The organism is Erwinia oleae (assembly GCF_000770305.1).
Lineage (GTDB): Bacteria > Pseudomonadota > Gammaproteobacteria > Enterobacterales > Enterobacteriaceae > Erwinia > Erwinia oleae.
In genome coordinates, this window is record NZ_JNVB01000101.1 from 1 (window position 1) to 11,592 (window position 11,592).

General features: G+C 48.5%; 12 protein-coding genes and 1 pseudogene. 5 read left to right on the forward strand and 8 right to left on the reverse strand.

The features are described 5' to 3' along the window. The first annotated feature begins 387 nt into the window (after positions 1-387). Positions 388-1,410, forward strand: coding sequence for an IS110 family RNA-guided transposase (locus GS12_RS20965; RefSeq protein ID WP_034950494.1), 1,023 nt, complete (start codon positions 388-390; stop codon positions 1,408-1,410). A gap of 358 nt (positions 1,411-1,768) precedes the next feature. Here GS12_RS20965 and GS12_RS25200 read toward each other — a convergent pair whose 3' ends face one another. The 7 genes from GS12_RS25200 to GS12_RS20990 form a co-directional block, all read right to left on the reverse strand. Next, positions 1,769-1,897: a hypothetical protein gene (locus GS12_RS25200; protein WP_264704746.1), complete on the reverse strand. Its 129-nt coding sequence runs from the start codon at positions 1,895-1,897 to the stop codon at positions 1,769-1,771. Positions 1,898-2,050: 153 nt separating this feature from the next. Beyond that, positions 2,051-2,743, reverse strand: a complete 693-nt coding sequence (locus tag GS12_RS20970) for a FecR family protein (RefSeq protein ID WP_050491406.1) — start codon at positions 2,741-2,743, stop codon at positions 2,051-2,053. Beyond that, complete coding sequence (locus GS12_RS20975; protein WP_235188785.1) at positions 2,730-3,416, reverse strand: RNA polymerase sigma factor; 687 nt, start codon at positions 3,414-3,416, stop codon at positions 2,730-2,732. The genes GS12_RS20970 and GS12_RS20975 overlap by 14 nt, the downstream gene beginning before the upstream one ends. A 73-nt stretch (positions 3,417-3,489) precedes the next feature. Next, a complete protein-coding gene (locus tag GS12_RS20980) occupies positions 3,490-4,209 on the reverse strand; it encodes a FadR/GntR family transcriptional regulator (protein WP_031594607.1) in 720 nt (239 codons plus the stop codon). 119 nt (positions 4,210-4,328) lie between these two features. Next, positions 4,329-4,907 carry an SDR family NAD(P)-dependent oxidoreductase gene (locus GS12_RS20985; RefSeq protein ID WP_235421290.1) on the reverse strand — a complete coding sequence of 193 codons (579 nt, stop codon included), beginning with the start codon at positions 4,905-4,907 and terminating at the stop codon, positions 4,329-4,331. Positions 4,908-4,911: 4 nt separating this feature from the next. Continuing rightward, the gene (locus tag GS12_RS25045) at positions 4,912-5,106 is read right to left on the reverse strand and encodes a hypothetical protein (RefSeq protein ID WP_235188783.1); all 195 of its coding nucleotides are present in this window, start codon (positions 5,104-5,106) and stop codon (positions 4,912-4,914) included. Between the two features lie 174 nt (positions 5,107-5,280). Then, positions 5,281-7,074, reverse strand: a complete 1,794-nt coding sequence (locus tag GS12_RS20990) for a heparinase II/III domain-containing protein (protein WP_050491405.1) — start codon at positions 7,072-7,074, stop codon at positions 5,281-5,283. On the opposite strand from GS12_RS20990, the gene GS12_RS25205 reads away from it, so the two are divergent. The 4 genes and pseudogenes from GS12_RS25205 (at position 7,063) to GS12_RS21005 (ending at position 10,048) form a co-directional block, all read left to right on the forward strand. Next, a complete protein-coding gene (locus tag GS12_RS25205; RefSeq protein ID WP_050491404.1) occupies positions 7,063-8,115 on the forward strand; it encodes a type ISP restriction/modification enzyme in 1,053 nt (350 codons plus the stop codon). The two genes, GS12_RS20990 and GS12_RS25205, sit on opposite strands and share 12 nt — an antisense overlap. Then, positions 8,112-8,681: a type ISP restriction/modification enzyme gene (locus GS12_RS25210; RefSeq protein WP_264704747.1), complete on the forward strand. Its 570-nt coding sequence runs from the start codon at positions 8,112-8,114 to the stop codon at positions 8,679-8,681. The genes GS12_RS25205 and GS12_RS25210 overlap by 4 nt, the downstream gene beginning before the upstream one ends. Beyond that, positions 8,678-9,052 carry a type ISP restriction/modification enzyme gene (locus tag GS12_RS25215; RefSeq protein WP_405083337.1) on the forward strand — a complete coding sequence of 125 codons (375 nt, stop codon included), beginning with the start codon at positions 8,678-8,680 and terminating at the stop codon, positions 9,050-9,052. Before GS12_RS25210 ends, GS12_RS25215 begins: the two co-directional genes overlap by 4 nt. A gap of 649 nt (positions 9,053-9,701) precedes the next feature. Continuing rightward, a pseudogene (locus GS12_RS21005) lies at positions 9,702-10,048 on the forward strand (DUF6404 family protein). Positions 10,049-10,114: 66 nt separating this feature from the next. Here GS12_RS21005 and GS12_RS21010 read toward each other — a convergent pair. After that, complete coding sequence (locus GS12_RS21010; protein ID WP_034950500.1) at positions 10,115-11,353, reverse strand: IS110 family RNA-guided transposase; 1,239 nt, start codon at positions 11,351-11,353, stop codon at positions 10,115-10,117. Positions 11,354-11,592 lie beyond the last annotated feature (239 nt).

Genomic DNA, 11,592 nt, shown 5'->3' on the forward strand with positions numbered 1-11,592 from the left:
GCATATCCTACTGGATATCACTATCCGATTAGCGAAGGAGGATCTCACGAGCGTCTTTCATCAGGGTCCGAATCAATAGAGATTCAACGTGACCGTTTATAGTAGCGCAGTCTTATCCCTTGCCCTTCATTGATGAACAGACAGAAATTAAAAACCGGCGTTGACTGTTCGGGGAAGCCCTTATAGTTGACTGTTCGGGGAAGCCCTTATAGTAGGATGTTTCGATTTCCATGCGGATCTCTTCGTGTAAGTTTTAGTACCACTGAGTGAAAATATATTATAAACAATTAGTTATCCTCTTAGCGAATGGAAGGGACTTCCCCTGAATATGCGCCTGATTAACTCTTGTGCAATCATGGGGTAAACATAGCTCCGGAGGGATTCGTTATGACCATCGCCACAATCGGTATTGATCTTGCCAAAAATGTGTTTGCTGTTCATGTTGTTGACCACAATGGCAAAACTGTTCTGGTTAAATCCAGAGTAACCCGCGCCGCTCTTCCCGGGCTGATTGCTGGTTTTCCGCCCTGTATTATCGGGATGGAGGCATGCTCCGGGGCGCACTACTGGGCAAGGTTGTTCCGGCAGTATGGTCATGAACCGCGCCTTATGGCTGCAAAGTTTGTATCGCCTTACCGCATGGCCGGTAAATCAGGGAAAAATGATGCTGCTGATGCTCAGGCTATCTGTGAAGCTGTTCGTCGTCCGCATATGCGGTTAGTACCAGTAAAAGACGAAAGCCAGCAGTCGATGCAGTGTTTACATCGTACCCGTCAGGGTTTTATCGAAGAGAAAACAGCAACGTATAATCGCCTGCGAGGGTTGATATCTGAATTCGGCGTCATAGCTCCACAAAGTACTGACGGCCTGCGACACATGGTTTCAGCGCAAAAGGATTCTTTACCGCTTCAGGTTCAGCAATGTGTTGATGATTTGCTGGAACACGTTGATCGCATTGAAGCTAACATTGCTGAATATGACCGAATTTTGTCCCGCATGGCCAAAACAGATCACCGCAGTCAGCGGCTGATGGAGCTGAAGGGCGTTGGCCCTACAACGGCCTGTGCGCTGGTCGCCAGTATCGGTAATGCACATGATTTTAAGAATGGACGTCAACTGGCTGCCTGGCTGGGACTGACGCCATCACAATACAGCAGCGGTGGAAAGTCGAAACTCGGCAGGATCACAAAAGCTGGTGATTCGTATCTGCGAACGCTCCTGGTACAGGGAGCCCGTTCAGCACTGATTGGTGCAGAGAAAAAGAGTGACTCATTCAGTCGCTGGGCCTGCTCGCTGGTCGAGCGAAGAGGATACTGGCGTGCGGTTGTGGCTATCGCCGCCAAAAATGCGAGACTGTGCTGGGCATCGCTACACTATGGTGATGATTTCAGGCTGTACTCAGCGGGCTGAAGCACAAATCTGTATAACCTTATGACCTGCAACTCGTTGATGATAAAGGGTTAGACCCCGTGAGGATTATCTGCAAAACGTACAGGATATACGTATCCGCTTAGCGAACAAGAACCTCACGAGCGTCTTTCATCAGGGTCCGAATCGATGACGATTCATCATGGCCGTTTATAGTACCGCAGTCTCTTCCCTTTATTTTTACTGATGAGCAGACAGAAACCATAAAAACCGACGTTGACATGCCGGGGAAGCCCTTATAGTACGTTTTCGTTCCATTGGCCCTCAAACCCCGATCACTGAACCCTGAAAAAGGACTTTTTAATAAAAAAATCATAACACACAGTAAAACATATTATTTTTATGGGGAGAGGATCACCAGCCGTTCAGTGACTTTGCGCATCTGAAACCCGACACTGGCCTGTAAAGACGCCAATGCCGCATCGCTATCCGCCAGCGAGAAGCTGCCGGTCACGCTTTCATTGGCCAACGCAGATGCTGAGATGAGATACGCCTAGGACGATAGCGTTCAACCTCATGCACTACATCGGCCAGCCGAGCACGATAGAAGATATAACGTCCTTCGCGCCATGCCATTTCATCCGTAATATTCACGCTGACAGGCGTATGGGTACCGGTGGCGCTAAAGCGTGCCTGCTCTCCTGGCTTGAGCACCGTTTGCGTCATCGCGCCCCCCCGCAGTCACCGCGACACTCCCCTTTGCCAAGGTCACTAACGCGGCATCATCAATTAAACGCACATCAAATTGCGTGCCAAGCACCCGCACATCCCCCGCCGCTGTGGCAACGACAAAGGGGATCGGCGAAGGGGTAACATCAAAAAAAGCGGCACCGCGCAGCAAGTGGACGCGCCGCAGTTGTGGCGTAAACTCAACGCTGAACGCGCTATCCGCATCCAGTAATACCCGCGAACCATCTTCCAGCATCACGTTATGGCGTTCGCCTTTGCTCGCGACATGGCTCGCGGTCACATTCTGCATCCAGTAAGGATTTTCCAGCCAGAGGATCCCCGCCAACACCAAGGCACAGCAGGCGCTAGCTGAGACAAGCCAACGCCTTGCGCGTTGATGGCGTTTCGCCTGATTAACTGCTGTGAGATAAACCGCCAGCGCATCGGACTCTTTTTCTGCCAGTCGCTTGCCTGGCTCAGCGGTTGCCCGCCATACCGCCTCGACCGCACGATACGCTTCATCGTGCGCAGGGTGACTTTGCCGCCACTGGTCACAGGCAGCGCGTTGAGAGCCGGAAGGATTATCCCGCAGAGCAATAAACCAGTCGCGCGCTTGTTCGCGAATTTGCGTCTCAGACGGTGTCATCGTGTTCACCTCCTATGCGCGCTTCACAGGCAGCCACTGCCCGCGCCGTATGTTTTGCCACCGCGCGTGATGAAATGCCCATCACTGTAGCGATTTCCGAGAAACTGCGTCCATGAATCCGATTAAGCAAAAAGATATGCCGCGTTTTTTGCGGTAAGGCAGCAAGGATTTCATCAATGTGATGGATGTTCTGCTGTGCTGACACAATGTCTTGCGGCGACTCAGACTCCTCAGCGTATTGCTCCGCCAGCACGCCCTGGAGGTAATCGGCTTTCGTTTTTTCCGCCCGCAAATGGTCAATGGCCGCATTACGCGCACAACGGGTGAGATAAGCAGCAGAGTCGCCTTTCCACTCAAACGCCTTTTCCCACAAGCGCAGAAAAATATCCTGCACCAGATCGCTGGCGATAGTACGACAACCCACCCGGTGCCGGATCTGCCGTTCCAGGCGCTCATGCTCTGTGAGGTATAACGCGGCGAGATCCTTGCTTTTGTCGGTCATGACATCGAGCCCCGAACGGTAGTAAAAACAGTGCCGAACCGCGCAAGGAGCCTGTGCAACAAAGCGGGAAAAATGGCTGAACGGACGGCAATTATTGCTGATGTTATCAACCGTTTCCAGCAACATCTTAGGGAAAAGAACGGATGCAGGAGAAGATGTGAATTGCCACATCACGCCAACAACGCACCCCATCGGGTAGCGTGGATGGGCTCCACCCAAAGCATATAAACGCTATTATCAACGTTTATGAATGAGAATGTTCTTCACGACCCAAACGGTGCTTACTGGCTGTCATCAACGCCAGTGATGCCTGATAAGCTGCCGTTTCTTCTCCGGCCATGATAGCTTCATAGATAATGCGATGGTCTTCCAGGCACATTCCGCCTTCTTTCGAGGAGTAGCTGATAAACCATTTAAACACGGTGGTCAACACATTGCCGAAGGGCATATAAAACGCGTTACCGGAGGCAAGGAAAATCATCCGGTGAAATTGTGTATCGATATTCACCCATGCCTCAGGGTCGAAATGTTCGGAAATATAGCAGAGCTCTCGAAATATCCTTGAGAGCTCAATGCGTTGATCCTTGGTGGCATTCACGGCCGCCAAGGCCGTTGCATGCGGTTCGATAGCACGCCGGAATTCAAGGAACTGATAATACATCTCTTCAGTCGCTTCCATGCCTTGCATCCATTCAAGCAATTGAACATCCAGAATGTTCCAAAATGAGCGCAGACGAATCCGGGTACCGATCTTTGGCCGAGACTCCAGTAACCCTTTCGATGAAAGTAGCTTCAATGCTTCACGCAGCGCAGTGCGGCTTACGCCAAACTGCTCACACAGTTCAACTTCGCTCGGTAGAATATCGCCCTGGCTTAACGCACCGGAAAGGATTTTTCGGGCAATATCGCGAGCGATTTGCAGATTCAACCCCCGATTGGCACCCGCAATCATTTCAAACTGCATGCTCGTTTATCATACCTAAAGATGAATAGAGGGGTCATAATACATGATAACGCTAACGGTGGCTAATCCCACACTGACAGAGCGAGCGTTTTCATACGTTCTGCCAGTGTGAGCAGATATTATGGCGCTATCTGTCCGCCGTTAACATCCAATATCTGCCCTGTAATATAGCCGCTGCAGGCGTGGGAAGCGAAAAATAGAAACGTCGGGGCGACCTCCTCAATACGGCCAAAGCGTCCCATCGGAATACTCGCGGCAATCTTCGCTCTCAATTCCTCACTTTTACCATCATGAAAGGCAGTATCGATAGTACCTGGAGAAACGATATTGAAGCGGATGTTGTCTTGGGTAAACTCCTTCACCCAGTTGCGATGAATGTCGTTTAACCAGGCTTTGGAAGCAGCATAAATCCCCGCCCCCACACCGCCTCCTTCACGTCCAGCGATAGACCCCGTGCTGATCACTGAACTGGTTTGGCCGCTGGCCGCCGCTGCTGCACGTAAATGCGGAATGGCATATTTCGTGGTCATTAACGCCGAGCGGGCATTCAAGTCCATTACACGGTCATAGAATTCGTCATCGATGCTTTCCAGATTAGCGCGCCCGCCCAAACCACCCGCGTTATTAATCAGTACGTCGATCCCGCCAAAGCGTGCAACAAAAGCGTCGACAAACTGACGGCAACCTTCTGATTTCATAAGGTCAGCTTGAAAAAATTCCGCCTCTCCCCCCCACCTGGCGCAATACAGACAAATGGGTTTCTATATCTGGCGTCACCAAGTGGCTATTGATTCCGACCTTGGCTCCCTGTCGAGCAAATGCCAGCGCAGCGGCAAGCCCCATTCCCGCTGTTGAACCTGTAATCAAAACTCGCTTGTTTTTTAAATCGGAGAACATATCACTTTCCTCATTGTGGTCGGTTTTTCATACGCTGAACCGGTAACGATAATGCTTAAAGATTGTTAATATAATAATACAAAATGTATTGAATTTACGGCCCCGCTCACGTACAGGGTCACGCTGCTGTTGCGTAGATCGGCTAATACTTCGATCGGTTAATACTTTGATCGATTAATACTTTCGCGTGAGCGAATCGGGTGATTCCCACTGCACGCTGAAAGCGCCTTGCCAATGGAAACGGTTACCGTTCCAGTTGAACCATGCCCCCTGTTCACTCACTGGCTGTGTCATGGAAGGCCAGCGGTTACACACTACGATCGTCAATTGCCGCTCATCCACCAAATGCAGGCGAACCATCGATACATCATCGTCGTGCCCAATCAGCTCGACCCGGACTATCTGCCCACGCGCATCCGTCGATGATTCACTGGCCTCATTAAAATAACCGTGTGTTTCATAGACGCTGGCAAACAGCATGCTCTTACCCCAGGTACGCGCGATCAGGGCAGGTTCACTGCGCAGGTTAAAGTGAGGGTCGTTGGCACCACTGCGGGCAAAAATCACTTCACCCCCTGCAGGCAATGCGCTGATATAGCTGTAATAGCTATCGCCATCCAGCCAACTGACCAGCACAGATTCCTGCGGAGCAATACGGGCTCTTCCTTGTTTCCAAAGGTGTTGATAGCCATCCTGCTTGCCCAGCGGTACGAGCTGAGGAAAGCTGTAATAATCGAAGTCGGTACGTAAAAGCTGCCCCTGGTGATGGAACACATAATCGTATTGATGTTCTTCCTCACTGGTCAGGCGGAACAGATCCACCACCAGCGGCGTGCGAAATCCCTCCAATTTCAACATCAGCACCGAGCGTTGCATATCGATGCCGGGGTAGTAATCATGAGCGAGCGCGCTCACCCCTTGGCCGTAGGGATGGTTTGGTACACAAAAGTGCAGTTGCCCCCAATGCCGCTCTGCTGTTGCCGTATCACCTTGATGTTGGCTACGTTCATCAACAACCACAGTGTTGTGGGCAACCGTCTGTTTGCAGTAGCTGTCATTCTCGGGAATATAGCGCCCACCAAATTTCGGCTCTACGTTCACCCAACGCCCGAAACCATAATCGCGCAAATACTCACGCCCACGGTTGAACAGGCTAAGGTGCAACCCGTCAAAATGGCCGTGATCCAGCGCTGCATGCAGTCTCGAATCGCTACCGTGCTGACCAAATGCCAGTAGCGCCATGTTGATATCTTGCTCTTCATCCTGGATACGCAGTATCCCTACGCCACCACGCTCACCGTCAGGACCGTCGCGCAATATTCTGCAGCCCCAGTTAAAGGGGCGTGGCGTCACACTTTGCGCCGCATTGGAAAGAAGCAGCCCAGCAGCACTGACCCAAACCTCATTTTGATGTTGCGCCATGGCAATCAGCACATCATCGGGTTTATAGCGCTGGAAGCAAAGGCTGGTGGCAATGATGATGCCTTCATCGTTGATGTTCATGCTCTTGGAGGCATCATTCAACGCAGGCAGCGTGCCATCGGGAAAAGCGCAGGCCATCAGTGCATCCGCGGTACGCGCGATCACACGTTCTTTAAACTGGTAAATGTTAAGTTCTGGCTGACGGCGTTCAATAACCTCGGCCACCATCAACAGCGGGCGAATGGCAAAACGGTGGTAATAGGGGCCTTCCATGTAGTAGCCATCCGGCGAGAACAATTGCGTCAGCTGCGCAAAGAAACCGCCACTTTCACCATCACCACGCAAGCCATACAGTGCTTTAGCAACCAAGTCTCCATCGTTAAGCACATAGCCACAAATGCCGACAGCCGCAACGGACCACAGGCCATGATTGTGAATGATGTCGAAATCTTTGGCATGAGTCACAACGGCTTGTAAAGCCATCTCGCGCAGCAGATCGCCCTCGATCAGGTGTTGCTCAGTCGTAGACAATGTGTGGCGATTCACTATATTGCAGCCATCAATATTGAGGCGGTTTACCACGGAATTATCGGCGGAAACTATCAGCCATTTACAGGCATCTGTCTTACCGATACTTTCCAGATGTACGAGCAGGAAGATCAAATCCAAGAACGTTTAGCAGAGAATAGTCGACGCAGAACCCTACAACGTAATCTGAAAGATATTCGTGTCATTTTGGGTAATCCACCTTACTCAATAGGTCAAACTAGTCAAAACGATAACAATGCCAATGTCGATTATCCTATTCTTGATTCAAGAATAGAAAATACATATGCTAAGAACTCGAATTCATCCTTATCTAAAGGACTTTATGATTCATACATTCGCGCCATACGTTGGGCTTCTGATCGTATTGGGGATCGTGGCGTCATTGGCTATGTCACCAATGCAGGATTTATTGAAGCGAACACTGCTGATGGTATGCGAAAGTGTTTGGCAAAAGAGTTTTCCAACATCTGGATTTTCCATCTGCGCGGAAACGCAAGAACCTCTGGTGAGCTAAGACGTAAAGAAAAAGACAATGTCTTTGGTCAGGGCACGAGAACACCTGTAGCTATCACCTTATTGGTCAAAAACCCCGAGGCAAAAGAGCATGGGAAAATTTACATTCACGACATTGGTGATTACCTTTCTCAAGATGAAAAACTACTAAAAATTAAAGAATTGTCAGATATTACGGGTATTACTGAAAATGAAGGGTGGGCTCATATTGTTCCTGACATCCATGGCGACTGGTTAAATCAACGTGATGAGAGCTTCAATGAGTTCATCGTTATGGGTGATAAAAAAGGCAGTAATAATAAATTATATGATAACTTCTCTATGGGAGTTTCAACGAATAGAGATGCTTGGTGTTGGAATCCCAGTAAGCGCAAACTGACAGAAAATATGGGTGAAATGATAACCTTTTATAATGAAGAGGTAATTCGCTTTCAAAGACGTTATGCAGAAAATACACCTAAAGAAAAAGGTGAACTAGTGCAGGGTTTTTTAAATACTGACCCAAAAAAATCAGCTGGACAGTGAATCTAAAAAAAGATCTATCACAAGGTAAAAATTACAACTTCCAATCTAATTGCTTGGCAGCAGGTTTATATCGTCCTCTCACAAAACAGTGGCTTTATTTTAATCGTCGTTTTAATGAAAGGGTATTGCAAATGCCTAAAATATTTCCTAATCAAGAGGTAACGAACCTTGTAATCCAGATCAACGCGAAATATATATATGGGCAAATTGCTTTGATAAGTAATGTGATACCAGACTTACATTGTAATGGAGATAGTCAGTGCTTCCCTCTTTACCTATATGATGAAGACGGCACAAATAAGCGCGAAGCCATCACTGATGATGGCTTGACCCACTTCCAGAGTTACTATCCCTCACGACGGCTCACTAAGGAAGATATTTTCTATTACATATATGGCCTGCTTCATAGTGAAGAATACCGCAGCCGTTATGGTGACAATTTGAGCAAAGAGCTTCCGCGTATTCCTCGGGTGAAGAGGGCTGAAGACTTTTCCGCTTTCGTTAAGGCTGGGCGGGCGCTGGCTGAGTTACATTTAAACTTTGAAACTGCCCTTGCTATAAAGTGACGTTGGAGAGTACCGCCAGCGAAGATAGCCACTATCGAGTAGTTAAGATGAAGCATCCAAAGGTAAAAGTGGATGGTAAGAATATTAACGACAAAGCAACTATTATTTATAACGGACGTATAACCATTAAAGGTATTCCAGAAGATGCATACCGTTATGTGGTCAATGGTAAGCCTGCCATCGACTGGGTAATGGAGCGTCAGTGCGTTAAGACGGATAAAGATAGCGGCCTTGAGAACGATGCTAACCTCTGGGCAACGGAAACCATGAATAATCCTAAATATCCATTTGAACTGATACTACGGATGATCACCGTGAGCTTGGAAACCATGAAAATCGTGGATTCTCTACCAGCACTGGAGCTCGAGTAACCGACTGAGTATGGTTTAATTCCAACCTAGATTTAGCTGGGGACGATACCGAGGTTTTACAAAAACCTCGGTATCGTAAGGGGCAGATGGTTCTACGCCAAGAGTAGACGGTAAATTCACACTATGGCATATGTGTATTATCGTTTTTCGTCGTCATAGCTCTCATGGCCAATCTTTGGCAATAACGCATTAAGTTGATGTTCTTTTAACCCATGTTTGTATGCATTGTATTGCCTGTGCTGTTTGTACATATGATTTATTTCTGAGCTGCTGACCTGCTCCCTGCTTTTTAAATCACCGTTTCGTTAGTCACGTCCGCTGTCGGCACGAAACGGACGTGCTAACTGAATTTAATGTCCGCTTTAAGCTATGAGTTCAACGGGGCGATGCGCCTGCGATGCGCGCAAAGCCTTGAGTGGTACAAGGAGCACGTGAAATAACGTAATGAAAAAGTCTAAAAGTACAAGAAAGCCAGCGATCCGCGTGGCACCAAAGACTGCCGGAACGCTATTGATGCTTCTGTCAGCGCGGACAGCAATATTACCCGCAGTAAACCTAAAGAGTGCACTCTTGATGGTTCTAAAGATTAGCTGAAGCAATCATAATTGAGGTTCTGATAAAAAAACGTGTGTTATTTAGGGAGAAAAAGATGAGTTTTGAACGGAAAAAGGAACGTGCGCTTGCCATTATGGAAAGTAAAAACATGTGGCGCAGCAACTATGCTCCGCCTCTGTTGCGTGGCTTATGGAAGTTAGGCGTAAAAATTCCGCCATTACCTTTCCTTTCTTTCTGGCGCATCACGTTAATGATGGGACTGATGTATGGTCTTTTATGGGGCCTGATGATGTGGTTTTTCAGCTGGAAAGATATCGGAATGCAACCTTCGTGGGCAATATTAAGGAGTCTCCTGGGGGCATTCTGTTTGGCGTGATGATGGCAGCGTTTCACGGATGGCGAAAAAAGGCTAATAAACTACCTGACTGGCAAGATTTGTGAGTTATTTGCAAAGAGCTTAGCAGCGCCCAATGTCCGCTTCACGCCCTGAGACATTCGACAAGCTTTTTATGGCTTCAGTAAGGGCGAGTGTCGCGCTTCGAGAGCCAGCAAATACTTCGCTTCATCGTACTGGGTTCTGGTCTTCCAGCAGCGGTAAATGATCCTTATCCATTTGAAGGCAAGAGCCCGGATTGCAGACTGGTGAGATTTTCCTTTTTCTCGCAGTCCCTGATAATAAAGTCTGGCCCAGTATGATGAGTTAACCGTCTTGGCAGCCCATTCAACGAAGGTCTGCCTGACGAACCTGGCACACTGCCATCGCCAGTGAACCCAGGATTTCTGGCCACTTCGTTCTGTCACCGGTGCAATGCCTGCGTAGTTTTGAATTTCTTCAGCGCTGTTAAACCGGTCACGGTTATCACCAAGTGCAGCAAGCATTCTTGGGCCCATACAAGGTCCCATGCCCGGAAGTGATTTGAATAGCCCCGCATCTGGCAACGTGTCAAATAGCGTTTCGATTCGTTCGTCATAGGTTTTGATGATTTCACTCACGACTTTAATTTGTGTCGCCAGTGCTGTTGCCATCAAAGCATTAGCCTCTATAACACTCGGGTCTGCAGTCAATGGGATCGCGTTATCAATACTTACAACACGCTGCTCGGTAAGGGCCATTGCGCGACCACCTTTGGCATTCAGAAAGTTGCGGATCGTGTCGCGCTTGGCGCATTTAAGTTGTTGCAGACTGGGCCATCGTATAATTAGCTCACACAACAGTAAGCTACCCCGATGTGAGAACCACTCCAGGGGCTGAGGATAATACTGTTTAAGCGTGTTGATTATACGGTTCACAAAACGGCGTTTATCTTCAACCAGTTGACGACGCTGCTCAACCAGTTGCTGGAGTAACCGGATATCCGCATTGTCGGGTTCAATGGCTTTTATCTTTTGGGGATAACGCAGCATTAACTCTAATGCTAACTCGGCATCCTGCGGGTCATCTTTAGCGCCGCTGGGCGAGAAGGCTTGCCGGTAACGAGCCAGGGACAAAGCGTGGACAGGGAAAACGGTGATAAATGGATATTTTTGAAGAGCATATACCACGGGTCCCTTCTTCAGCTCGAGAGCTATTGCGATTCTACCTTTTACCTTCTGGTGTAACTCAGTAAGCCAGGCATCAAGCGCTTCTGCTGTATGTTCAATCACATGGAATACGCGTTCGCCGTTTTTAAACTGAACACAGACATCGTGTTTTTTATCTGCCCAGTCCAGACCAACGTGCGCAGCAAACTTATTAGTCACAGTCATCACCAACTCCTTTTTATCGGGGATTGGTATGCATTCCACGCTCTTCGAAAGAAATATAGTCAGCAGTTTGTCTGCATGCCCTGAGTATTCGTTAGCGAACGTGGAGCACTTACTGGCTCGAAAGCAAAGCGGCAATCATCAAACCACATGATTCTGGCACAATATTCGTAACCAGTAAGCGCATACCCTGAATCACTTAAAAGTGTAACTCTCAGGGTTCGAATGACTATATCTGGCAC

Coding starts and splice junctions, on each gene's coding strand:
- GS12_RS20965 (WP_034950494.1), top strand. CDS start 388: ATGACCATCGCCACAATCGGTATTGATCTTGCCAAAAATGTGTTTGCT.
- GS12_RS20970 (WP_050491406.1), bottom strand. CDS start 2,743: ATGACACCGTCTGAGACGCAAATTCGCGAACAAGCGCGCGACTGGTTT.
- GS12_RS20975 (WP_235188785.1), bottom strand. CDS start 3,416: ATGTGGCAATTCACATCTTCTCCTGCATCCGTTCTTTTCCCTAAGATG.
- GS12_RS20980 (WP_031594607.1), bottom strand. CDS start 4,209: ATGCAGTTTGAAATGATTGCGGGTGCCAATCGGGGGTTGAATCTGCAA.
- GS12_RS20985 (WP_235421290.1), bottom strand. CDS start 4,907: ATGAAATCAGAAGGTTGCCGTCAGTTTGTCGACGCTTTTGTTGCACGC.
- GS12_RS25045 (WP_235188783.1), bottom strand. CDS start 5,106: ATGTTCTCCGATTTAAAAAACAAGCGAGTTTTGATTACAGGTTCAACA.
- GS12_RS21010 (WP_034950500.1), bottom strand. CDS start 11,353: ATGACTGTGACTAATAAGTTTGCTGCGCACGTTGGTCTGGACTGGGCA.